The following is a 22263-nucleotide window of genomic DNA, read 5'->3' on the forward strand; positions in this document are numbered from 1 at the left end:
ATACACCAGCGCCCTAGCTGGTGACATTACCGGTCAGATGGCCTGATTTTTCTAACATGTTTAGCGCATATTCAATGCGTTTATCGATAGCTTCAGAAGAGGTTTCTTCAGAATGGCCTATCAGCGCTGCCAGCAAAATTGGCGAAAACGTCAAATCTAAAAAGTGCCGGGTAAGGGCATTCGCATCAGCCTTACTGAGCATATCGTTTTCCATCAAGCTTTCAGACACAATCTCTATGACACGATCCCGAGCCATTTGGTCGAAAGATTGAATAAGCCCATTAAAGCGTGGGGCTTCAGTCAGAAAAAGCCGCATCAATCCAAGCGGAACGGGCTCTATTGCTTGCCTGATTACGGCTTTACCTGCCATCGCCAGTCGGGTACGGAGCGAAGCCGAAGGGATGTCTGCTTTCGTCAGTAATAATTCGCTGTTATCAATCGCCTGGCGGATAACGGCCTCAAACAACGCATTTTTGCCAGAGTATCGTGAATAAAGACTGGCTTTCCCAACCTTAGCTTTTGCAACGACTGCTTCGCAACTCGTCGCAGCCAATCCTCTTTCTAAGAAAAGCGCTGTCGCGGCAGAAAGGATTCTTGTGTCTACATCCCCTGCGGCTTCGCGTCGGGGACGACCGACTCTTGAAGGCTTGTCTGTTTTAGGTTCATCTGTCATGTGCCGAGTATACCAACAATCAACAGAATATAAAATTGAACGGTGCCGTTCCATTTTTTGCAGAAGTGCCTATACTGACTTTTTAGTCCACCTGAATGCGGGAATAAAATATGGGACTGAACACAGTGGTTCTGGCTGGTGTTACCGGAGACCTTGGAGGTCGCATTGGTCTGCAGCTTATGCACAAAGGGGGGCTGGTTCGGGCCATCATAAGGCCGACAACATCAAATGAAATCAGACGTACTCTTCAGGCACAAGGATTTGAATGTGTTGAAAGTTCGTATGATTTAGCCTCTTTGACCGCCTTATGTCGCGGGGCTGACTGTGTGGTATCTGCTATTAACGGTCTTGAGGATACGATTATCACTCAACAGGGTGCCTTACTTGATGCGGCTGTGGCCGCTGGCGTACCACGATTTATCCCTTCAGATTTTTCACTGGATTATACCAGGACACAGCCGGGCCAGAATCGGAATATGGATCTACGGCGTTTATTTCGGGCACGGTTAAACGCAGCACCGATTCAGGCTACATCAATACTGAATGGCGCTTTCTCAACGGTCCTGACTCAGGATGCACCTATCTTGCTGCCGAAATGGAACCGTGTGTTGCATTGGGGACACAAGAGTCAAATGCTGAACTTTACGACTAAAAATGATGTTGCTGACTTTACGGCAGATGCGGCATTAGATAGAAACTCACCGCGTGATCTCCGAATTGCGGGTGGCAGCGCTTCACCTCAGGAAATAGCAAGTATTGCCTCCCAGCTCTCTGGAAAGAAGTACCGAACTATACGCGCGGGCAGTATTAACACGCTTAGCTGGGCAATTTCATTGATTAAAACAGTGGCACCCTCTCCTCATGATATTTTCCCTGCCTGGCAAGGTATGCAATACCTGCGCGATATGATGAGCGGACGAGGTTTGCTGACGCCGCTGGACAACGAGCGTTATGGAAAAAAAGACTGGACGAATATTGAAACAATGTTGGCGACGCTCTTAATTACCTGAATTAAAAAGGATGTATCATGAAAGCCATTATTTCACCCATGAAACTGGATATTGCTCAGGCAGATCTTGATGACCTTACCGATCGTCTTGATCGAATTCGCTGGCCGAGTGCTTCGCCAATAGAGGGTACTCAGCAAGGGCCGTCATTACAAAATCTTCAGGCACTTGTAACGCACTGGCGTACATCGTATGACTGGCGGCGATGTGAGCATAAGTTAAATTCTTTAGGTCAAAGCCTCACGACTATTGACGGCATTGACATTCATTTTTTGCATATTCGATCAAAACACGAAAACGCAATGCCGTTGCTTCTTACACACGGATGGCCTGGCTCGGTACTTGAATTCAGACATATCATTGACCCCTTAGTTAACCCTACAGCGCATGGAGGCACTGAACAGGACGCTTTTCATTTAGTTATACCGTCTATGCCCGGTTTTGGCTTTTCGGGTAAGCCAACTGAACCTGGCTGGCATATCGGTCGTATTGCGCAGGCCTGGGTTGAATTAATGTCCCGTCTTGAATACAGCCGCTGGGGAGCACAGGGTGGAGACTGGGGGGCTTTGGTCACTCAAACACTCGCTCAAATGAATCCGCCAGGCCTGACCGGTATTCACTTAAACTTTGTGCCTTTTCAGCCCACCGGGCAGGAAGTCGCAGACGCAACAAAAGAAGAGCAAAAAATGCTCGCTGATGCCAAACGATACAGTACTGACTATGCTGCTTACATGAATCTTATGAGTACACGTCCACAATCAGTTGCATTTGGTCTGTCCGATTCACCAGTGGGTTTGGCTGCCTGGATCTATGCTTTATTTCAGGACGTTTCAGACAGCGACAGGCAGCCTGAACGTATATTTTCACTCGATGATATGCTCGATGACATTATGCTTTATTGGCTTCCAAACGCTGGCCCCACTTCTGCCCGATTATATTGGGAGAGTATGCAGGCAATGCGTAACCGTCCTGAAGCGTATGACAAAATACGGATACCCACCGGCATCAGTATGTTTCCTGCAGAACAAGTCCGACTGTCCGAACAATGGGCAAAGAATCGATTTGAAAAGTTAGTGCACTTTGCAGAACATATTCGTGGTGGTCACTTTGCCGCAATGGAGGCGCCTGAAAGTTTAGTTTCAGATATTCGCCAGACTTTTCTCACGCTGCGCTAACAGGTTTATTATCGGGAAAGCCCATTTAGCGCTGTCCTTTTTTTGATCACGTACTACTGATAAATTCTTATTACTGTCAGCGTTCATGTCGGGAATGAAGCCTGACCGCTCAGTCTTGCGCCGCTGGCTGCTAAAGAGGGTTCCTTTTCGAAGCTGAATGTTATTTTTTCTATAAAACCATGAGGGAGTCCCTGCATACGTACTTTATTTTCTAACGAACTGCGGACGCAATCTGTTGCTGACTGTGTGAATTCATTTAATTCTCTTCATGGGTCCTGTGCAGCATCGCTGCTGCTTTACGGGTACAGAAAAAAAGGGGGGTGAGTGGCGCAACAGCCATAATGCATAAATTATCGCGGAAAAGTATTTTAACGGCGGGGAATATTAACGATCAGCTGAGTACATCATCTTAGTAGATCTGCTGTTATCCTGAAGCAGTGTTAATAATTAACAGATTCAGAACAGTTGACGCTCATTAATTACCGGACAAAACGTGTCCGGTAACCGCTGGTTTACCTCAGCATTAGCTTTCAGCTTAGTTTTGTGCCGGCTGAGCCTGCTGGTTTTTGTCAGCTTCTTTATGTTTTTTCTTCGCCATATGATGGCCGACTGCGCAGCCTGCTGCTGCCCCGGCGACACCATGATGAGCAACATGACCTGCAACGCCTCCCACTGCGGCGCCTTTCAGACATCCTTCGGCATTAGCCGGTAAATTCACTGACAAAAACAGGCCAGTAGCAATAACGATAACTGATAATTTTTTCATCACGTAATATCCTGATAGTCATAGTTGCACATTGAACTCATCAGAGCATAGCCATAGTCTGTGGCGTTTCGCTGTCCGCGATACAGTAATCATGAAGTTAGTTACCTGTGGTTACGCTTTTCACACAATAAGCAGAGCAGTTGGCGATTTATTAATCATAACTTCAACTCTTCAGCACCCTGAGATGGCATTTCAGTCAGATTTTATAAGCCACCTGCCCGGGGGACTGGCCTTCACACCTGGAAGCCATCAGCCTCGCGTTCAATGTAAAACATGCCAGTGGCCCGAGCAGAGTAGCCAGTTAAGACTCCCGCAAGGTAAGCATCACTTCTGACAACGGTCACTGCGCGCCTCAGGATTCTGCTGGCAGTTATTTTAAGACAGGAAAAAATTGATATTAATTAAACAATGATTAAACACAGTTGCTGAATAATAATTTAAACCTGCTTCGTTTAACATGCAGAAATAGTGTGCAAAGCTTCCGGCCTAAATAAATTCTTAAGAAGCCGCATTTATAAAATCCCTATAAAGTTCATCAAAAATAAAATAAATAAAACTTGATCCTGAATAGCGGAAATTGTTCAAATCAGATCATGCAATCAGCAGGAGTGTGAGTGTTTAAGCATTCTTTTTTGAGCATTAAGCATAAACAGAATCTAAATAGAAAATTTTCATAAAATATCTGCAGTGCTGTTTAACCTGGCGATACTTATTAGCGATATACTGATTTGGTGTAACGTGATGTGTGATTAAGACATGAGGATGAGATTTAGCGTCAAACCTTAATTTATCCTTAAGCTCAGCATAAATAATCCATCCACAACAATTTCTTTTATTTTTAACCTGTTCGGAAAGCGTTCCGTTAATGCTCTCCTTTGATCAACTAATTTAAATGGCACTATCATGAAAAAAATCCTTATTACTGGTTCTACTGGTTTTTTAGGCGGGGCTGTCGTTGCAAATTTATTACAGAACAGGGTTAAGGATCGACTGTTGCTGCTGGTCAGAGGCGAGACTGTTGAGGAGGCGCTAAACAGGCTTAAAGCAAACCTGAAAAATTTTGGCTTAAGTGAGTCAATTATCAACACGATAGCACCTGAAAACATCATTCTGGGTGATCTGGCTTTAACTGAGAACTTTATTAGTGACTCACGTATTGACGACATTACCCACGTCATTAACTGTGCTGCCGTTGCCTCTTTTGGTAACAATCCCACTATCTGGAAAGTGAATGTTGAAGGCACATTCAGGTTCGCTGAACGCATGAGCCGCGTCGCGGGACTAAAGAAATTCATTCACGTTGGTACCGCAATGTCATGCGCGCCGGAACCTGGCTCGCTGGTCACTGAGGGCGGACTCAATTCCAGCCGGGATCAGCATGTCGTCGAATATACGTGGAGTAAGGCCTCGATTGAAAAGCTAATGACCGAAAAGCTACCGGATCTGCCGCTGGTTATTGCCCGGCCATCAATTGTAGTGGGTCATTCCGATCAAGGCTGTCTGCCGTCAGCCAGTATTTTCTGGGTATTCCGCATGGCGCTGGCACTCGGAAAATTCACCTGCGACCTGGATGATCGTATTGATGTGGTTCCGGTTGATTACTGTGCCGATGCGCTGGTCTTACTGCTTGACGCACAAGACGTCATCAATGAGGTGATCCATATCTCTGCCGGCACACAGAGTAGTGTGACTTTCGCAGAAATTGACGAGGCAATGGCAAAAGCATCCGGGAGCAGGGCGCTCGGCGTTGATTATCAGAAGGTTTCCTATAAACAGCTTTCTGACAGCAGAAGAACCTTTAAGGATCTGTTCGGGCCTTGCAACGAACGAATCATGCTGCGCGCCATGAATTTGTACGGGCATTTCTCAAACCTGAATGTGGTCTTTGATAATTCCAAACTGCTGCAGCTTGGCATGAAGAAACCTTCCCGGTTCACTGATTATCTGGATCGCTGCGTAGTAACGACGCGTGATTCAACGATTGCCGAACTGATGCAGGTCGATTTCAAATAGTCAGTCAGGATAGCCCGGGAATAAAACCCGGGCTATTGCCCGTTAAAACCCCATAGAAAGACCTGCATCAGACATCGAAAACTTTCTCAGAATCCGTCAAAACACGCCTTAATGACTCCAGACTTATTAGGTCTGGAGTCACAGATAAAGTGTCGTTAGAATGGCCCGCTTCACATGTAGTAAACAGGCATCAAAATGACGACAGATTTAACTCACACCGACGACCATTCTGCGCATGTCGGGCGCCATGTCATGATCTGGCTGAAGCAGGTGAAGACCGCTTCGCTTGGCGAGCTGGATAATTTTGGTGATGAAGGCACGGTAGAGCAGGTGATGAAGGTCTGGGTAAAACTGTCTTTGCTGATCAGCCGGCGACGGCCTGAGATCGCCATCTCTTCTCTGCTGAAACATGTCCTGCCCAACATCGGTTCGCAGCCACTCAAAACGCTAAACCGTCTCCGCCTCAACCGGCTTTACAACATCCTGATCGCTGACGGTAAAAAAGAAGAGGCGCGTCGGGTATTTGCACTGACCAAACAATTCCTCGCCTGGGCGGAGATGCAGGGCTATCTCGAACATTCACCCCTCGCTTCCATGAAAAAACGGGATGTTGCAGGTCGTGCTACGCCGCCGCGCAGTCGGCAACTCACTGACGCGGAAATCTGGGTTTTCTGGCACGGACTGGATAACTGGGCATTATCGGAGCAGGCGCGCTGGGCGCTGCGTTTATGTCTGGTCAGCGCCCGACGGCCGGATGAGATTGTTCAGGCGCAGAAAGCCGAGTTTGATCTGCCGTTAGGATTGTGGATGCAGGGTACACGCAATAAATCGCAGCGCGAGCATGTGCTGCCGATTTCACCCCTGATGCGTCAGTGCATTGAAGCGTTGCTGCGCGCCGCCGATCCCGACTCACCCTGGCTCGTTCCCGCGCCCCGCGATCCCCAACAACCGCTGTCAAAAGGCGCGCTGAATCAGGCACTGCGCCGGATGATCCGCGCGCCAAGAGGGCTGGGGCTGGAGGCTTTTACCCCTCGCGACCTGCGTCGCACCGCGCGGTCCAAACTTTCCGCCCTCGATTCGCCGAATGACGTTGCCCGAAAAATCATGAACCATGCGCTGGAAGGCATCGACAGGGTTTACGACACTCATGACTATCTGAGCCAGATGCGCAGCGCGATGAACATCTTTTCAGATGCGGTTGAGCAGATTATTGAGTGCGACAGTTATCATCTTCTGCGACATCGCTATGAGGGTGAGACTCTCTCCCTGGACGATCTCTCTGTCATGGCGATGTCGCGCTAAATAACGATCAGAAGTGATAGCGAAGCCAGGCAAAATAAACATTCCCGTTGTTGTGGGTGCCCGGAATATAGGTCATCTGGAAGTCGAGATCGCCATAGCCGATGGAAGCCAGCGGCAGGACGGCAGGCACCGGCATATAGTCCCAGTTATGCCTGGCAGTGACGCCCACTGTGTAACCTGCGCCCCAGTGAAAATTCTGGTCGGCCAGCGGCCGCCAGGTTGCCACCCAGCCATAGCCACCAAAGGGTTCCCATTTGTTAAAAGAATCCTTAAATGCCATCAGGTAGAGGCCGTGCCAGTTTCCTTTTTCATCGTAGCGGGAGATACCACCGCCCGCGCCCCAGGGTCTTTCATTATATTTATCGATGTGTTCACGGTCATAAGTGGCACGATTGTGCCAGGTAATGGCGGGCAAATAAAAGTCGATACCCTCTGGCTGGTGCCATGTCGTGGCAACATTATCACTGAAGCTTTCCCAGCCCGCATTTACATTCTGCATTAACGTGGCGGCATGAGCTGAAAACAGACTAAAAACGGACGTCATCATCAGCGCTTTAAGAGGTAAGATTTTGCGCATGTACTTATTCCTGCAATATCTGGTGTTAAATAAGGAAAAAAATGGCTTAAGGCGGGTATTGTTGCATCAGGAAGGAAAACTTCAGTTAAATGAGCGGCTATTACAGGATTTTTTAATTAATTAAAGCGAACGAAATTCACCTGGCCTTGCTCATTCAGCAGGCATAATCAGGTAAAGCATGTCTTCTTCTGGTTATCGCCTTGTATAACCTCATCTCGCCCAAAAATCCCCTGAAAAATTTCGCATTATTCATTAACAAAATCTTGCATTGATAATCGCAATGCGTATATTTCTCATTTGCTTTAAATGTTAATCACACCCGCGCGAAGGCGCTCACGGAAAGGTTTTGATTCCTCAAACCTTAAGCAGGGCAGCAATGCTCGCAGGACGCAGGGTCGTGACAGTGGCAGCTCAAAAACATAAAGATAATTGAGGAATTAATGAACGCTTTCGATCTTCAGCACGCCAGGGTGAAGAGCGCCTCTGCTCTTCAACGTCCATTCCGCCTCTCCTTACTGACTTTTTTGGTCGGCTCATCGCTGACGCATAATATTGCTCATGCGGCAGAGACGCCTGTCAGCAATGATAAGACTCTGACCGTGACAGCTTCAGCCGATGATGCCGTGACAACGTCACCTCAGACCGATTACAGCGTTCCGGTTACCCGTGCGGGCACGAAAATGCTGGGTACCGTGCGTGATGTGCCGCAGTCAGTTAGCATTGTGAGTAAGCAACGAATGGCGGATCAGCAACTTCAGTCGCTGAATGATGTGCTGGTAAACACCACCGGCATCCGGGGCATCAGTGGGGATATGGACCGCACCAACTACTATGCGCGCGGGTTTATGATCGACAACTACATGGTTGATGGTATTCCTACCGCGTTTGCAGAACGCTGGAATCTGGGCGATGCGCAGACCGATATGGCGCTGTATGAGCGCGTTGAAGTGGTTCGCGGGGCGACCGGCCTGTTGACCGGGCCGGGAAATCCTTCAGCCGCCATCAACATGTTACGCAAACATGCGGACAGCAAAGAATTCGGCGGCACCGTCTCTGCCAGCTACGGCAGCTGGAACAAACAGCGTTATGTTGCCGATCTCTCTGCGCCGCTGAGTGAGTCAGGCAATGTGCGTGGCCGCCTGGTGGCTGGCTGGCAGGACAACAATAGCTTCATCGAACGCTACGGCGCGAAAAAACAGTTCATCTACGGCGTGGTAGACGCCGATCTGACTGACTCTGCCACACTCTCTGTCGGTTATGAGTTCAGCCAGGTTAATACCGACTCCACCATGTGGGGCGGTGCACCACGCTGGTATACCGACGGCACACAGATTCATACCCGTCGCGGCTACAACACCGCGCCTGACTGGGCCTACAACGACAAAGAGAACCGCAAACTCTTTGTGAATCTGAAGCAGGATTTCGACAACGGCTGGAACATCACCCTGAACGGCGCGCACAACGAGATGCGTCTGGACAGTAAGCAGATCTATCTCGATGGTTATTTCGATCGTAATACCGGCGCGGGTGTCTCTTCCTATGCTAATTATCCGGTAGTGGGCGGAACCGGTTATAACACCGGCAAACGCAAAGTGGATGCAGTGGATGCCTTTGCCAGTGGACCGTATGAACTGCTGGGGCGTCAGCATGAGCTGATGGTGGGCGTCAATTACACCCGTCAGGATAACAAGTACTTCAGCACCTTTGAGAACATCTCTTCAGCGTCACTGGGTAATTACAATGACTTTAACGGTCAGTATCCGGAATCTGCCTGGACGCCACGTTTGCCAGCCAGTGATAGCCAACTGGTCCGTCAGAAATCGACTTACATGGCGACCCGTCTGTCACTTGCCGATCCGCTGCACCTGATTCTCGGTGCCCGCTATACCAACTGGAACCGTGAAACCTTAACGGGCGAAGCGGAGGAAAATAATATCACTCCGTATGGCGGGCTGATTTATGACTTCGCAGAGAACTGGTCGGCTTACGCCAGCTATACCTCGGTATTCCAGCCTCAGGATTATCGTGATGCCAGTGGCGCCTACCTGTCGCCGGTCATCGGTAAAAACTACGAGGCAGGCCTGAAATCGGACTGGCTGGACAGCCGCTTAACCACCTCGGTATCGGTATTTCGCACTGAGCTGGATAACGCAGGTGAAGCGACTACCCAGACGATTCAGGGTTCAGGCGATGTTGCCTACATTGGTCGTAAAGGCGTGGTGAGTCGTGGCGTGGAATTCGAAGTCAACGGTGCATTAACTGACAACTGGCAGATGACTTTAGGTGGCACGCGCTACATTGCGGAAAACCGCGATGGCAGCACCTTTAATCCGCAACTGCCGCAGACCAGCTTTAACCTGTTCAGCAGCTATCGTCTTCCGATGCTGCAACAGCTGACGCTGGGTGGCGGCGTGAACTGGCAGACCCACGTCTGGAACGACGTCGGCGGCCCGGAAGGCAATGGCACCTGGCGCGCGCGTCAGGGCAGTTATGCGCTGGTTGATCTCTTTGCCCGCTATCAGGTGAACAAAAATCTTTCGCTGCAGGGCAACCTGAACAATCTGTTCGACAAAGAGTATGACACCAACGTGGCCAGCTCCGTGGTCTATGGTAAACCACGTAACGTCTCGGTAACGGCCAGTTACACCTTTTGATTGTGGTAACGGTGAAAAACGCCTCAGTTGAGGCGTTTTTCACCTCTGTCTGTGCCTTGCGCCGCCACAATCTGCAGCGCACGCGGCACCAGCTGGGTGAAGTACGCCACCGCCGGGCCGATCAGGGCTTCATCCGGATCGAAGGCGGCATGATGCAGCCCAAATTTACTGGCGCTGCCGATGCTGACAAACGCACCCGGCACCTGTTGCAGATAGAAGGCAAAATCTTCCCCGCCCATCTGTGGCGACTCAGCATGCTCCGCGAGATAGCCGCTTTGATGTGCAACCTCCAGGGCTACATCTACCCAGCCTGGCGTATTAATCAGGGCAGGCGGACCCTCTGTCCACTCCAGCTCAGCCGTTGCGCCAAATCCGGCGGCGATACCCTGGATCAGCGTCTGGATGCGGTGCGGGATCTGCGCGCGGATCTCGCCGTTGTGAGTGCGCACAGTGCCCTCCAGCTCTACGCTTTGCGGCAGCACGTTCCAGGTATTCCCGGCGGTAAAGCGGGTCACGCTCAGCACCACCGTTTCCAGCGAGCTGAATACCCGGCTCGGCAGAGTCTGCAGAGCCGTCACGATATGGCTGGCAATCACAATTGAATCGATCCCCTCCTGTGGTCGTGCGGCATGTGCGCCTTTGCCCTCAATGCGGATCGCAAAGCGGTCGACGTTGGCATAAAACGCGCCCGCCCGGCTCTGAAGCGTACCCAGCGGTAAATCGGGCGCGTTATGCAGGCCAAATATCGCCTGAACGCCTTCCAGCGCACCGGCTTCAATCAGCTGACGTGCGCCATTAAACGTCTCTTCAGCGGGCTGAAACAGAATTCTCACCCGACCCGGCAGTGTTTTTTCCTGCTGCTGGAGCTGCAGGGCGACGCCGAGCATCACGGCGCTGTGAACGTCGTGACCACAGGCGTGCATCACGCCCGGCTGTTGTGATCGCCACGGGCGCCCGGTGGTTTCTTCAATCGGTAACGCATCAATATCCGCGCGCAGGGCGATCAGGGGTTCGCCTTGACCGATTTCTGCCACAACGCCGGTTTTCAGCCCCAGCGGCAATAGCCGGATTCCGGCCTGACCCAGCCAGCGGGTAATACGTTCCGTGGTGGCAAATTCATGATTCGAAAGTTCGGGGTGCTGGTGCAGTTCGCGACGCCACTGCACCAGTTGTTCGGTTAAAGGCAAAGTCATGGTTATCCCTGTTATTCCGGCAGAAAAGGTTCGCCCAGCGTCGATCAGGATGCGTTTGTCAGCCAGGATGCTGTCACGGGTCAAAACGTAAATACCTTTAAAGGAGCCTGCGGGGGCATGAAGAATGATGTGCCTGCTAAATCAGCGTATGGCTTTTAGCCAGCGTGTAAGTTGAGATTGCCTCAGCAGGCGGAATCATCATCGAATGACGCAACACACAGATAAAGTAACGATTTGGTCAAAGCTTATCTGAAAATAATCAATGCGGAATCACAGGGATTTAAACGGTGTGGTGAGTTTGCGGAATGACTAATAAGGTTCAGCCATTCCGCGATTTCTTTAATTAATGGCTTACCGCAGGTTAATTATGTTTCCACGCATAATTTTCGCTCACCTGCGCGCAGGAAAGCACTCACCAGACCCAGCCATAGCAGACCGCAGACCATATTCACCATGCTGAAGCCCCCGTTGCCAAAGCTGAAATAGGCCGTTTTGGCGGCTTCAATGCCCAGCGCAATGATCAGAATACTCACCATGCCGAGCATCGCCGCCACGCTGCCTTTTCCGCCACTGCTGGAAAACAGCGTCATGCGATACAGTCCGGCGTTAACCAGCCCGGTGCCGAAACCGTAGAGACTCATTCCGGCGGTGAGCCACAGATAGCTTTGCGCGTTCAGCACAGTGGCGGTCACCGCGATTGCCAGCCCGCAGACCACCGGCCAGGCACCGAGTCTTATTGGCTGTTCAATCGGCAGACGGCTGGATAAGCGCCCCAGCGTCAGGTTGCCTGCAATCATGGCGGCAAAAACGGGCAGCTGAAGCAGGGCATAGTCGATGCGGCTAAGTTGTGCGCCGTGAATTAAAATCACGGGCGACAGCGCAACCCAGGCGATGCAGGGCACAGTGACCAGTCCGATAGCCAGCGAACCGCGCATCACCTGACGCTCTTTCAGCAATGCCGCATAACCGCTGATAATCGATCGCAGTGACAGCGGTGTCTGCCGGTCACCCGCCGTTTCAGGCATGGCATACCACAACCCCGCCAGTGACAGCGCCGCGACAGCGCCAATCAGCCAGAACAGGGTACGCCATTCTCCTACGGTAAGAAAAGCCGCGCCGGCCAGCGGACCGGCCAGGGGGGCCAGCAGGGCGACGTTGGCCATCAGCGCCATCATTTTTATGCTGAGCGACTCCGTAAAGGCTTCCTGCACCGCCGCGTAGCCTACTGCGCCGATAAAGCAGAGGCTGATTCCCTGCAAAAACCGCAGCAGGACGAACTGCTCAATACTCTGCACCCAGTGGGTTGCAATGCACGAGAGCATAAAAAAGGCCACGCCGCTGAGCAGCACCGGACGCCGCCCGATACGATCCGATAGCGGGCCAAGCAGCCATTGCAGCAGTATGCCGCCGGCCAGATAGGCGGTCAGCGAGGTAGAAACCCATTCAGGCCCAACCTTAAATTCCTGCGTCACCAGCAGCATGCCGGGCTGGATCATGTCGTGGGCGATATAGGTGGCGAATTCAAACAACACCAGCGACAGCGGAAAGATCAGATGTCGGCGGGTCAGTTGCGCCACCGGTAGAAAAGAAGCCATTACGAATACCTGCAATAAAACCATTAAAAAGCGGCCACCAGGGTGACCGCATAGCATTAGAGTGACAGCGTAACGTTTAGCGCCAGCGCGCTATCGGGTTGACCAGCGTTCCAGCGAACTTCAGGTTCTCCGCGGGATCAGCGAGGTTGATCATCTGCTGATTATTCGCCAGCTGCAGGCGGTTCAGGCAGGAGCGGGTAAACTCCGGCGCGAACATGTCATAGCGCGCAAACTTAGTGGCATGCTCCGGGTGCGCCTGCTGGTAATCCTTTACGCACTGCGCCACCGCCTGCCAGAATTCATCCTCGGGTAGCGTCGCTGACTGATGCAGGATCGCGCTGACAAAGCGGAAGATGCAGTCAAACACATCCGTGAAGATCGACAGTAATTTGAGGTTCTCCGGCACATCCACCGCCAGGCGCTGCACGCCCTCCGGCAGCACCGCATCCGGGTTCATCACGGCGATCTCTTCGCCGATATCCTTCATGTATGCACTGACCGGCACATTGTTTTCCAGCAACATGATCAGGTTTTCACCATGTGGCATAAAGACCAGGTCATGCTGATAGAAGCAGTGCAGCAGCGGGCTGAGATAGCAGGTCAGATAGCGATCAATCCACTGCTTCGCAGGCAAACCGGAGTCCGCTATCAGCGCGGGCAGCAATGCCTGCTGGTGGTGATCAACGTGCAGGAATGAGGCCATGGTCATCAGACGCTGGCCGGGTTGCAGGCTGGCCGCAGGATTATCCCGCCAGAGCGCCGCGAACATCTTTTTATAGGCGGAATCGCCTTTGATAGCCTGCTCGTAGTAGCGGTTTTGATAGCCGACGGAGGCGACTTCGCGCAGGATGCGGAAATCACAGCGCTGCAGCCAGGCATCGCCCGCCACCAGCTCCTCAAGCCAGCCGTTTATTGCGGGTGTTGTCGCCATATAGTAGGGCGACAGACCGCGCATAAAGCCCATATTCAGCACCGACAGCGCGGTCTTCACGTAGCGCTTCGCGGGCTGGCTGCGATTAAAGAAGGTGCGGATAGACTGCTGCGCCTGATAAGCATCGTCACCGCTGCCGAGATAAACAATATCGTGATTAGCAATGTCCGCCGCAAACACAGTCAGCAGTTTGTTCTGCCACTGCCACGGATGCACCGGCATCAGGATATAGTCTTCAACCGCCAGCCCTTTGTTCACCAGCTGCGTATTAAAGTGTTCCACGGTGCTGTCGCCCAGCTCATCACGCATCAGCTGCTCATAGCTCAGCTCGCTGAGGCTGGAGAAGTGGGCGTTGCGCCGGTGAACCGCAACCCAGATGAGGTGAACGGGCGCGGCGGCTTCCGGCGCGTACGCCAGATAATCCTGTGCATCGAAGCCAATACGGCCGTTGTTGGCGACAAAGCAGGGATGGCCTTCGGTCATCGCCGCTTCTACCGTCTGGAAATCGGCTGCGACCAGCGCCTGGCTGTCAGGATTATTCTTCTGCAGCTTGTAAACGCTGCTGCACAGCGTGCTGCTGATCTCTTCCATGTAGGTCGCCAGCAGCGCCTGCGGAATCCCGATCTCTCCGTTGAACTCGACAATAAATTTCAGCGCATCCAGTGGCAGATCACGACCGTTCTCCTGCTTGCGCAGTGAATCTGCATCGATCTCCCAGTGATCCAGCGCCAGCCGCGCTGCCCGGAAATGGTATGTCGCTTCACCGCCCGGCACCGCAAGCTGATAAGTTCCGTTACCGGATGCCTGCGGGGCAATGATTTTTTCATGCGCGAACTCGGCAATTGCTTTGCGGATCAGCATGCGGTTTGCCTTCGTCCAGTTGTCGCCCGTCAGATGTGTGCCGTCGGTCAGTGAAGAGGGGGTGTTCATAGTCTGCGACTCCTGCTGTAACGCGTGTTGATAATCTTCCCGCTGGCAAAAGGCCAGCCAGGCGGTTTTATGACCCATGTCGATGGTGTGCTGGTAGCGGAATCCGGCGCGTTTATTCAGCACGTGAATCTTTTCGTTGCGCTCGTCCGGCTCCACCACCACACGCTGCACCTCGGGGCGGCTGAACATGTAGTCCATCACCAGCGTGAAGACCTGCCAGCTAAAGGCTTTGATCGGCTGGCTGGCCGGGGCAATCAGAATGTGCATGCCGTAATCATCAGGCGCGGCCGGATAAAATTTGCCCACCTCGTCGTCGCAGGCGCGATAGCACTCAATCAGGCAGACGGGCTCGTCATTGCAACATCCAATCAGCGCGGCATGGGGATCAGATGCGGTCAGCGTCTGATAAAACGCCGCGACCTGATCCAGGCTCTGCTGCTGCATGCCCCAGAAGCGGGCGTAATCGCGGGTGACCCAGCTGTGGATGAGCGACGCATCGCTCTCAAGCATCGGTCTCAAGGTAAAACGGCCTGCGGGACGATCGGCCCTGAACAGTATGGGTGAACTCATCTCAGTGCTCCGATTTAGCCGGGAAGGTCTGGAAGGCGATCTGACGTTCGATGGGATAAACCTCGCGTCCGGTCAGTTCACGCAACAGCACCGAGTTGCGGTAGCAGGCCATACCAAGATCAGGCGTGACAAAACCGTGTGTATGCAGCTCGGCGTTCTGCACGAAGATCTGATTGTGATGGTCGATGCTGTAGTTGCGCTGCACGTCATAGCGGCCTTTGTCATCCCAGCGCAGACGGGCGTGGATGCCTTCTAAAAACATCGGTGGCTGGTAGTGATAGCCGGTTGCCATCACCAGTCCCTCGGTGCGACGGGTGAAGGTGCAATCCTGCTCCTCCTGATGCAGCGTCAGCTCGAACTCGCCCTGGGGCAACCAGCGCATCGCGGTCAGCGCCGAATGGGTAAAGAGGTTGACGTTGAGATCCCCGTCGAGCTGTTTGACATACATCAGGTCGTAAATATCGTTGATTAAGCTGCTGTTAATCCCCTTGTAGAGATTCTTATGGCGGGCATTCAGTTCGTCGCGGGTGCTGGCGGGCAGGGCGTGGAAATAGTCCACCCACTCCGGCGAGGTCATCTCCAGCGTCAGCTTGGTGTACTCCAGCGGATAGAAACGCGGCGCGCGGGTGATCCAGTTGAGCTGATAGCCAAAGCGATCGATATCGGTCAGCAGATCGTAGTAGATTTCCGCCGCGCTCTGGCCGCTGCCCAGTACCGTAATTGAACGCTTCTGCTGCAGTTCCGCTTTGTTGGCCAGATAATGGCTGGAGTGTGTCAGGCGCTGACGGTGCGGCTGGCTGCACGCCGGCATCCAGGCTTTTGGTCCGGTGCCGAGCACCAGATGACGCGCCTGATAGTGCTGCTTCTCGCCGCTTCGGGTATCGGTCACCTGAAGCTGATAGATCCCGGCTGCTTCATCGTAGCTGACATACTCGACATGGCTGTTCCACCGCAGGTTGGACAGGCGCGAGCTGGCCCACTGACAGTACTGGTTATACTCTTTGCGCATCAGGAAGAAATCTTCACGGATATAAAAAGAGTATAGTTTTCCTTTTTCCTTCATGTAGTTAAGCAGGCTGTAAGGACTGGTGGGATCGGCAAGTGTCACCAGGTCGGCCATAAACGGCGTCTGCAAATGAGCACTTTCCAGCATCATGCCGGTGTGCCAGTCAAAGCCCGGATTCTCATCCAGGAAAATACCGTTCAGTCCCTCAACCGGCTCACTCAGACAGGCCAGACTCAGGTTGAAAGGGCCAATGCCGATGCCAATAAAATCGTAAACAGGATTATTCATTTCAGATTGCTCCCTGATTTGCCGCGCTCAACGCTGAGGCACGAACCTGTTCGCGGCCATAATGCGCAATCAGGCTCAACACATCTTCGATGTCGGCAATGGTCGTGGTGGGATTTAACAGGGTGAATTTCAGATACTGGCGTCCATCCACTTTGGTTCCCGCAATCACCGCATTACCGGAGCGGAACAGCGCTTTACGGATGGCAGCATTGATCTCATCGATCTGCGCGTCGCTGGTATGTTTGCCGGGAACGTAACGGAAAATCTGCGTGGTCAGCTCAGGCGCGTGCAGCACTTCAATGGCCGGATGCGCCGTTAACAGCTGATGCGCGGCCTGTGTCAGATCTATCAGGGTATCGAAAGCGTCACCCAGCGCCGCCGGGCCCATGACGCGCAGTGTCAGCCACATCTTCAGCGCATCAAAGCGGCGGGTGGTCTGAATACTTTTATTGACCAGATTCGGCGTGCCTTCCTGCTGTGCGCTGAGTGGATTGAGGTAATCCGCATGGTGCGTGACATGCTTCAGATTGTGGCTGTCCCGCACAAAGAACGCGCCACAGCTGACGGTCTGGAAGAACGATTTGTGATAATCAACGGTCACGGAATCCGCGCGCTCAATGCCATTCAGACGGGAACGATGATTTTCAGAAACCAGCAGGCCACAGCCATAGGCGGCGTCAACGTGCATCCATAAACCGTAATCGTCACAGAGACGAGCGATTTCCGGCAGCGGATCGATGCTGCCAAAGTCGGTGGTGCCGCTGGTGGCGACCACGGCAATCGGGATCAGCCCTTCACTGCGGCAGCGCGCAATCTCCTGCGCCAGGCACCCGGCGTCCATGCGGTAATGATCATCGTGATCGACGGCGATAACCGCGTCATAGCCCAGCCCTAAAATCGCCATCGACTTCTGAATGCTGAAGTGGCTCAGTTTTGAGGTAAACACCCGCCATTTCGACGCGGTCTCTGGCAGGCCACGATGCTTGATCAGGTGTCCCGGATGATGCGCGGCACACCAGCTGTCTCGCGCCAGCAGCATCGCCATCAGGTTGGATTGGGTGCCGCCGCTGGTAAAGATCCCATCGGAACCGGCAGGCAGACCGATACGACCAAGCGTCCAGTCAATCACCTTCTGCTCAATCAGCGTGCCGCCTGCACTCTGATCCCAGGTATCCACTGAACTGTTCACCGCGGCCATGATCTGCTCTGCCATCAGCGAGGGCAGCACCACCGGGCAGTTCAGGTGGGCCAGGTATTTAGGGTGGTGAAACCAGACGGCGTCACGAAGATAGAGCTGGCTCAACTCCGCCAGTGCATCATCGTTATTGCCCAGCGGGCGATCGAGATCGACCTCGCTGAACTCCGCCGCCAGTTCGTGGGGCAGAATACCGCTGAAGGGCTTCTCTACGCCGGTAACGGTACGGGTCATCAGCGCCAGCACCTCCTGAGTCTGCTGCGACCAGGCCGCCAGTTGCTGATCGTTAAAAATGGCCGTTTCGGCACCGCTGGCATTGGAGGCTGGCGCGAGATCCAGAGCCGCCTGAGTGGATGAGCGTAAAAGCATGTTCAGTTCCTGTGCGTGATTACCAGTGACCCTGCCAGCAAAAAGCCAGCAGCGTTGGATGTCCGCTCAATAACTCCAGTACACATAAAACTAACTAACCAGATAAAAACCCTGACAACACTGTGGGCCAGGGTTTTTACCTTAAAAAGGGAAAATACCGCATATTATTTGTGGATTTAGCAGCGTTTAACGCTTTGTTATATGCGGATGAGAGTGTAAATGTTAATCATTATCATTCAAATGTTTTGTTGTTAAATTTTATTTATTAGCATGCCTAATGTGGAAAATGTGATTCAGATCACGTTATGCGATCGGAATCGTCCTTTTTTTGCAGCAGTCAGTGCCAGTAAATGTCAGGTAAAGAGGGCTGCGATGAGTGACTACACATCAGTGGCGGGCAAAAAAGAGCGGGAAAAGAGACTTTTGTTGACGTTAAGCGCGGGTCATTCTGATGGGAACCAGGGTGGAATTTAAGCGGAGCCGGTAAGGGATTTACAGAAACTCCCGGAAAGGGCGCATTGCCCTTACCGGGTTGCATTACACGTTATGTTTACTCTGTATGGGTTTCAGCAGGGACCTTCTTTTTGGCCATGAAGTTATAAATCACTAACAGGCCAAATATACCCGTGATGATCAGGGTAATGGTGCCCTTATTCATAAAGTGAGCCATATTACCCAGCAGGATGCCGGTCACGCCGAAGTCAGTATCTGAGAAGGTGGTATTGGTCAGTCCAATCTGTCCAAGTACCGGTAGCAGGGCAACAGGCAGGAAAGTAATTAACAGGCCATGAGCAAAGGCACCGCAAATCGCCCCGCGCTTACCGCCGGTAGCATTACCAAATACACCCGCCGTGGCACCACAGAAAAAGTGGGGAACCACACCCGGCAGAATCAAAACCCAATGTAGCTGACCGAGGACAAACAGCCCCACCAGGCCACCCACAAAGCTGGAGATAAAGCCAACCAGTACTGCATTCGGCGCGTAGGGGAAGACAATCGGGCAATCCAGCGCAGGTCTGGCATCCGGGACCAGTTTTTCAGAGAAGCCGGTAAAGGCCGGGACGATCTCAGCCAGGATTAAGCGCACACCCTGCAGAATGATAAAGACGCCCGCTGCAAACGTTATGGCCTGAATGAAGGAGTAAACCAGGTAGTTCTGACCATTGCTGAAGTTGGCCTCTACATACTCTTTACCTGCAGACACCGACAGGATTAAGTAGATAATCATCATCGTAAGAGAGATGGAGATCGTACTGTCGCGCAAAAAACTGAGGTTTTTGGGCATGTTCATTTCTTCGGTGGATTTCGAGCCTTTACCCACTAAAGAGCCTATCCAGCCTGATAAGACATAGCCAATGGTTCCGGTATGCGCCAGGGCGACATGGTCACCGCCGATGATCTTACGCATATAAGGTTGTGCAATCGCCGGGAAGGTGGCCATCAGAATACCCAGGAGCAGTGACCCGGTGTAGATCAGCTGAATACCTTCAAAGCCAGCAACCGATAAAATAATCGCGATCATACAGGCCATATAGAACGTCACATGCCCTGAAAGATAAATATATTTCAGTCGGGTAAATCGGGCGACAATGATATTGGCGACCATACCAAAGGCCATGATCATCGTGGTCGGTGCACCATATTTTGCCAGTGCGATAGAGACCATCGCTTCGTTATTAGGAATGATGCCCTGAACATCAAACGCATGTTTGAAAATGTCGCCCAGTGGCGTCAGGGAACCGACCAGGACAGTCGCTCCGCCAGCCAGCACCAGAAAGCCCAGAATGGTTTTAACCGTTCCCTTGATAACATCAGGAAACGGCTTCTTCTGCGCAATGAGTCCGAAACATGCCACCAGTCCGACTAATATGGAGGGCACTTTCAGCACATCGACGACGAACTGCAAAAGATTTTGAGTAAACATATTAACCTCGAGGGTAAGGTGTTTATCTGATTATTCGTGTCAGTTTTTCTCAAAATACTCGCGTATTTTTTGCTCCACTTCGTTCAGGTCGATAATGTTATTGATGATGATGACCTTCTGTTCCGGAAGGTTAGCGCTGTAGGCAATGTCTTTCGCCATAACAAAAACATCTGCCACATCAGGTGTAACAGAACCGAGATCCGAATGTTCGACTTCCGCTTCAACACCGATTTTTTTAAGCACCTTCTTGATGTTCATTTCCATCATAAAGCTGCTACCCAAACCGGAACCACAAACCGCCATAATTTTCATATCCAACCTCATTAACTGTTAATGATATTTCGCGTTTCAGCGGGCAGATTAGACGCCCGATAAAATCGCCATGAGCGCTTCTTTGCTGGTCACATTAAAGAGCTGTGTCATGATCTCTTCATCGGACAGCACCTCTGCCAGTTCGGAAATCATTTCGATATGGCTATTACTGTCCGGTGCGGCAAACATAAACAGGGCCTTTACCGGATCGTTCTCTTCAGAGTCAAACTTCACGGGTGTACCCAGCAGCACAATCGACAATCCCAGCTTGTGTGCGCCCTGTTCCGGACGCGCGTGGGGCATGGCAATCTGCGGAGCGATAACAAAAAAGGGCCCGATCTCCTCTTTTTGTCGAATGATGGCATCAATGTAATCCTGCGATATAGCGCCCTCAAGGAGCAGAGGACGCCCCGCAATGACTAACGCTTCCCGCCAGTCTGCAACGCTTTCGACGTACTGGATTTTTTCGTTATTTAACCACTTAGCCAGGTGTGACATCGCCTTGCTCCTGCTGAAAAATGTCTGAATATGTACAGTCAGTTTATTGAAAAAGCTGCCTTTTAACGTTGTCACTTAAATTCCTGACAACCACTGTGCATGAAAAGCGAAACAAACTGAAAAACACAAAATGGTTAAAAAAAACGTTTTTCATAGAGTTACGGAAACAATAGTTTCTCACTGTGTTCCTGAGTTAATATTTCGCCGGCGCTATCAAATCTGTACATGTTTAAGGTGTCTAGTCATCCTGATGATGTCCTTCGACGTGTACGGACACAACATGTAAAGTTAAAATTTGGCTGCACAGGCTTAACATCAGTGCCAATTTGATAAGTTGATCACATATTCAGCGAGCCGTAGTGGTACTCATCCGGCAATGTCAGGCAGAACTGTACTGACACGGATTAGAGGGAGACTGTCCTTCACTCAAATGGGAAGAAAGCCAATGGCTGATGGCATGACTGAAAAGCAAAAAGAGGTGGTTAATTACATCCTCAATAAAATTAAGGATGATGGCCTTCAACCCGGAGAAAAGCTGGATACCGAAATATCAATTGCCAAAAATATTGGCATTACACGTGCTACGGTGCGTGAGGCGACACGTATTCTGGTGGAACAGCAGAGAATATATCGGGTAAAAGGTTCGGGTATTTTTGTAGGTTCCACGGAGATAAGTAGCCAGGCGCACAGGTATCATGTGCTTTCACCTTTTGATTATCAGGCGCAGAGAAACGGCCATAAAGGTGTCAGAAAAATCATTTCTGTGAGTATCATCAGGGTGCCTTCAGCGGACATGGCCCAGGCACTGCGTATCAAGAACAGCGATCAGATTTATAAAATTTTACGACTGATGTGTTTCGATGATATTCCCGTGGCGCTGGAACATATTCATTTGCCAGTAAACCTGTTCAACAGCATGGAGTTCAGCAAGCTGGAAATCTCCAAATATGCCTACATTGAAGAGGTTACTGGTAAGAAAGTCCAGCTCAGAGATCAGCATTTAACGGCCGTCAATCTTGCGGATACACAGTCAATTGCGTTACTTAATTTAACGGAAGGCGATGCGGTCATTCAGCTGAATGAAACCGTTTTTCTCGACGACGGTGTCCCCTGTGAAGTCAATGTAGCAATCATTAATACCCGGTATTTCCCGTTGAAACAAAATTCGCAACGGCCGTAGAAAAAATAATGCTGTAGTCACTTATCTTCTCCTCAATTGAAAGCTCAGTATGCTTATTTAATTGCCTGACGTTCTGCGCTTTCTTCCGCCAGTACAGAATGGACT

General features: G+C 51.5%; 17 protein-coding genes. 6 read left to right on the forward strand and 11 right to left on the reverse strand.

The window, feature by feature from the left end; genetic code table 11:
- Nucleotides 1-13 precede the first annotated feature (13 nt).
- Nucleotides 14-673, reverse strand: a complete 660-nt coding sequence (locus HZZ01_RS14405) for a TetR/AcrR family transcriptional regulator (protein ID WP_179898281.1) — start codon at nucleotides 671-673, stop codon at nucleotides 14-16.
- Nucleotides 674-783: 110 nt separating this feature from the next.
- On the opposite strand from HZZ01_RS14405, the gene HZZ01_RS14410 reads away from it, so the two are divergent.
- Both HZZ01_RS14410 and HZZ01_RS14415 read left to right on the forward strand, forming a co-directional pair.
- Nucleotides 784-1683, forward strand: a complete 900-nt coding sequence (locus HZZ01_RS14410) for an NmrA family NAD(P)-binding protein (RefSeq protein ID WP_179898282.1) — start codon at nucleotides 784-786, stop codon at nucleotides 1681-1683.
- Nucleotides 1684-1700: 17 nt separating this feature from the next.
- Entirely contained in the window at nucleotides 1701-2855 is a 1155-nt protein-coding gene (locus HZZ01_RS14415) for an epoxide hydrolase family protein (RefSeq protein ID WP_179898283.1), read from the forward strand.
- Between the two features lie 535 nt (nucleotides 2856-3390).
- On the opposite strand, the gene HZZ01_RS14420 is transcribed toward HZZ01_RS14415, so the two are convergent.
- A complete protein-coding gene (locus HZZ01_RS14420) occupies nucleotides 3391-3621 on the reverse strand; it encodes a hypothetical protein (protein WP_179898284.1) in 231 nt (76 codons plus the stop codon).
- 903 nt (nucleotides 3622-4524) lie between these two features.
- On the opposite strand from HZZ01_RS14420, the gene HZZ01_RS14425 reads away from it, so the two are divergent.
- Together HZZ01_RS14425 and HZZ01_RS14430 are read left to right on the forward strand one after the other, a co-directional pair.
- The gene (locus HZZ01_RS14425; protein WP_179898285.1) at nucleotides 4525-5634 is read left to right on the forward strand and encodes an SDR family oxidoreductase; all 1110 of its coding nucleotides are present in this window, start codon (nucleotides 4525-4527) and stop codon (nucleotides 5632-5634) included.
- Nucleotides 5635-5829: 195 nt separating this feature from the next.
- The gene (locus HZZ01_RS14430; RefSeq protein WP_179898286.1) at nucleotides 5830-6936 is read left to right on the forward strand and encodes a site-specific integrase; all 1107 of its coding nucleotides are present in this window, start codon (nucleotides 5830-5832) and stop codon (nucleotides 6934-6936) included.
- A gap of 7 nt (nucleotides 6937-6943) precedes the next feature.
- Here the strand turns inward: HZZ01_RS14430 and pagP are convergent, their stop codons facing one another.
- A complete protein-coding gene (pagP, locus tag HZZ01_RS14435; protein ID WP_179898287.1) occupies nucleotides 6944-7513 on the reverse strand; it encodes a lipid IV(A) palmitoyltransferase PagP in 570 nt (189 codons plus the stop codon).
- A 440-nt stretch (nucleotides 7514-7953) separates the two neighbouring features.
- Between pagP and fhuE the strand changes: the two genes are divergently transcribed.
- On the forward strand, nucleotides 7954-10167 hold the full coding sequence (fhuE, locus tag HZZ01_RS14440; protein ID WP_179898288.1) for a ferric-rhodotorulic acid/ferric-coprogen receptor FhuE: 2214 nt from the start codon (nucleotides 7954-7956) through the stop codon (nucleotides 10165-10167).
- Between the two features lie 23 nt (nucleotides 10168-10190).
- Here the strand turns inward: fhuE and HZZ01_RS14445 are convergent, their stop codons facing one another.
- From HZZ01_RS14445 to HZZ01_RS14480, 8 genes are all read right to left on the reverse strand, one after another.
- Nucleotides 10191-11360: an amidohydrolase gene (locus HZZ01_RS14445; protein ID WP_179898289.1), complete on the reverse strand. Its 1170-nt coding sequence runs from the start codon at nucleotides 11358-11360 to the stop codon at nucleotides 10191-10193.
- A gap of 365 nt (nucleotides 11361-11725) precedes the next feature.
- Nucleotides 11726-12955, reverse strand: a complete 1230-nt coding sequence (locus HZZ01_RS14450; RefSeq protein ID WP_179898290.1) for an MFS transporter — start codon at nucleotides 12953-12955, stop codon at nucleotides 11726-11728.
- A gap of 76 nt (nucleotides 12956-13031) precedes the next feature.
- The gene (locus tag HZZ01_RS14455; protein ID WP_179898291.1) at nucleotides 13032-15386 is read right to left on the reverse strand and encodes a GNAT family N-acetyltransferase; all 2355 of its coding nucleotides are present in this window, start codon (nucleotides 15384-15386) and stop codon (nucleotides 13032-13034) included.
- A gap of 1 nt (nucleotide 15387) precedes the next feature.
- Nucleotides 15388-16680 (reverse strand): lysine N(6)-hydroxylase/L-ornithine N(5)-oxygenase family protein, encoded by a 1293-nt coding sequence (locus tag HZZ01_RS14460; RefSeq protein ID WP_179898292.1) that lies wholly within the window; start codon nucleotides 16678-16680, stop codon nucleotides 15388-15390.
- Nucleotide 16681: 1 nt separating this feature from the next.
- On the reverse strand, nucleotides 16682-18244 hold the full coding sequence (locus HZZ01_RS14465; RefSeq protein ID WP_179898293.1) for an aspartate aminotransferase family protein: 1563 nt from the start codon (nucleotides 18242-18244) through the stop codon (nucleotides 16682-16684).
- Nucleotides 18245-18794: 550 nt separating this feature from the next.
- Nucleotides 18795-20168: a PTS ascorbate transporter subunit IIC gene (locus tag HZZ01_RS14470; protein ID WP_179898294.1), complete on the reverse strand. Its 1374-nt coding sequence runs from the start codon at nucleotides 20166-20168 to the stop codon at nucleotides 18795-18797.
- A 39-nt stretch (nucleotides 20169-20207) separates the two neighbouring features.
- On the reverse strand, nucleotides 20208-20480 hold the full coding sequence (locus HZZ01_RS14475) for a PTS sugar transporter subunit IIB (RefSeq protein ID WP_179898295.1): 273 nt from the start codon (nucleotides 20478-20480) through the stop codon (nucleotides 20208-20210).
- A gap of 48 nt (nucleotides 20481-20528) precedes the next feature.
- Nucleotides 20529-20978 carry a PTS sugar transporter subunit IIA gene (locus HZZ01_RS14480; RefSeq protein ID WP_179898296.1) on the reverse strand — a complete coding sequence of 150 codons (450 nt, stop codon included), beginning with the start codon at nucleotides 20976-20978 and terminating at the stop codon, nucleotides 20529-20531.
- Between the two features lie 445 nt (nucleotides 20979-21423).
- Between HZZ01_RS14480 and HZZ01_RS14485 the strand changes: the two genes are divergently transcribed.
- Complete coding sequence (locus HZZ01_RS14485; RefSeq protein WP_179898297.1) at nucleotides 21424-22158, forward strand: GntR family transcriptional regulator; 735 nt, start codon at nucleotides 21424-21426, stop codon at nucleotides 22156-22158.
- Nucleotides 22159-22263: the final 105 nt, after the last annotated feature.

It is taken from the genome of Pantoea sp. WMus005 (assembly GCF_013415305.1).
GTDB lineage: Bacteria > Pseudomonadota > Gammaproteobacteria > Enterobacterales > Enterobacteriaceae > Pantoea > Pantoea rara.

Excerpts from the sequence above, each read along its gene's own strand:
- HZZ01_RS14420 (WP_179898284.1), bottom strand. The coding sequence starts at position 3,621 with ATGAAAAAATTATCAGTTATCGTTATTGCTACTGGCCTGTTTTTGTCA.
- HZZ01_RS14455 (WP_179898291.1), bottom strand. The coding sequence starts at position 15,386 with ATGAGTTCACCCATACTGTTCAGGGCCGATCGTCCCGCAGGCCGTTTT.
- HZZ01_RS14410 (WP_179898282.1), top strand. The coding sequence starts at position 784 with ATGGGACTGAACACAGTGGTTCTGGCTGGTGTTACCGGAGACCTTGGA.
- HZZ01_RS14475 (WP_179898295.1), bottom strand. The coding sequence starts at position 20,480 with ATGAAAATTATGGCGGTTTGTGGTTCCGGTTTGGGTAGCAGCTTTATG.
- HZZ01_RS14485 (WP_179898297.1), top strand. The coding sequence starts at position 21,424 with ATGGCTGATGGCATGACTGAAAAGCAAAAAGAGGTGGTTAATTACATC.
- HZZ01_RS14470 (WP_179898294.1), bottom strand. The coding sequence starts at position 20,168 with ATGTTTACTCAAAATCTTTTGCAGTTCGTCGTCGATGTGCTGAAAGTG.
- HZZ01_RS14425 (WP_179898285.1), top strand. The coding sequence starts at position 4,525 with ATGAAAAAAATCCTTATTACTGGTTCTACTGGTTTTTTAGGCGGGGCT.
- HZZ01_RS14460 (WP_179898292.1), bottom strand. The coding sequence starts at position 16,680 with ATGAATAATCCTGTTTACGATTTTATTGGCATCGGCATTGGCCCTTTC.
- HZZ01_RS14430 (WP_179898286.1), top strand. The coding sequence starts at position 5,830 with ATGACGACAGATTTAACTCACACCGACGACCATTCTGCGCATGTCGGG.
- HZZ01_RS14445 (WP_179898289.1), bottom strand. The coding sequence starts at position 11,360 with ATGACTTTGCCTTTAACCGAACAACTGGTGCAGTGGCGTCGCGAACTG.
- HZZ01_RS14405 (WP_179898281.1), bottom strand. The coding sequence starts at position 673 with ATGACAGATGAACCTAAAACAGACAAGCCTTCAAGAGTCGGTCGTCCC.
- pagP (WP_179898287.1), bottom strand. The coding sequence starts at position 7,513 with ATGCGCAAAATCTTACCTCTTAAAGCGCTGATGATGACGTCCGTTTTT.
- fhuE (WP_179898288.1), top strand. The coding sequence starts at position 7,954 with ATGAACGCTTTCGATCTTCAGCACGCCAGGGTGAAGAGCGCCTCTGCT.
- HZZ01_RS14480 (WP_179898296.1), bottom strand. The coding sequence starts at position 20,978 with ATGTCACACCTGGCTAAGTGGTTAAATAACGAAAAAATCCAGTACGTC.
- HZZ01_RS14465 (WP_179898293.1), bottom strand. The coding sequence starts at position 18,244 with ATGCTTTTACGCTCATCCACTCAGGCGGCTCTGGATCTCGCGCCAGCC.
- HZZ01_RS14450 (WP_179898290.1), bottom strand. The coding sequence starts at position 12,955 with ATGGCTTCTTTTCTACCGGTGGCGCAACTGACCCGCCGACATCTGATC.
- HZZ01_RS14415 (WP_179898283.1), top strand. The coding sequence starts at position 1,701 with ATGAAAGCCATTATTTCACCCATGAAACTGGATATTGCTCAGGCAGAT.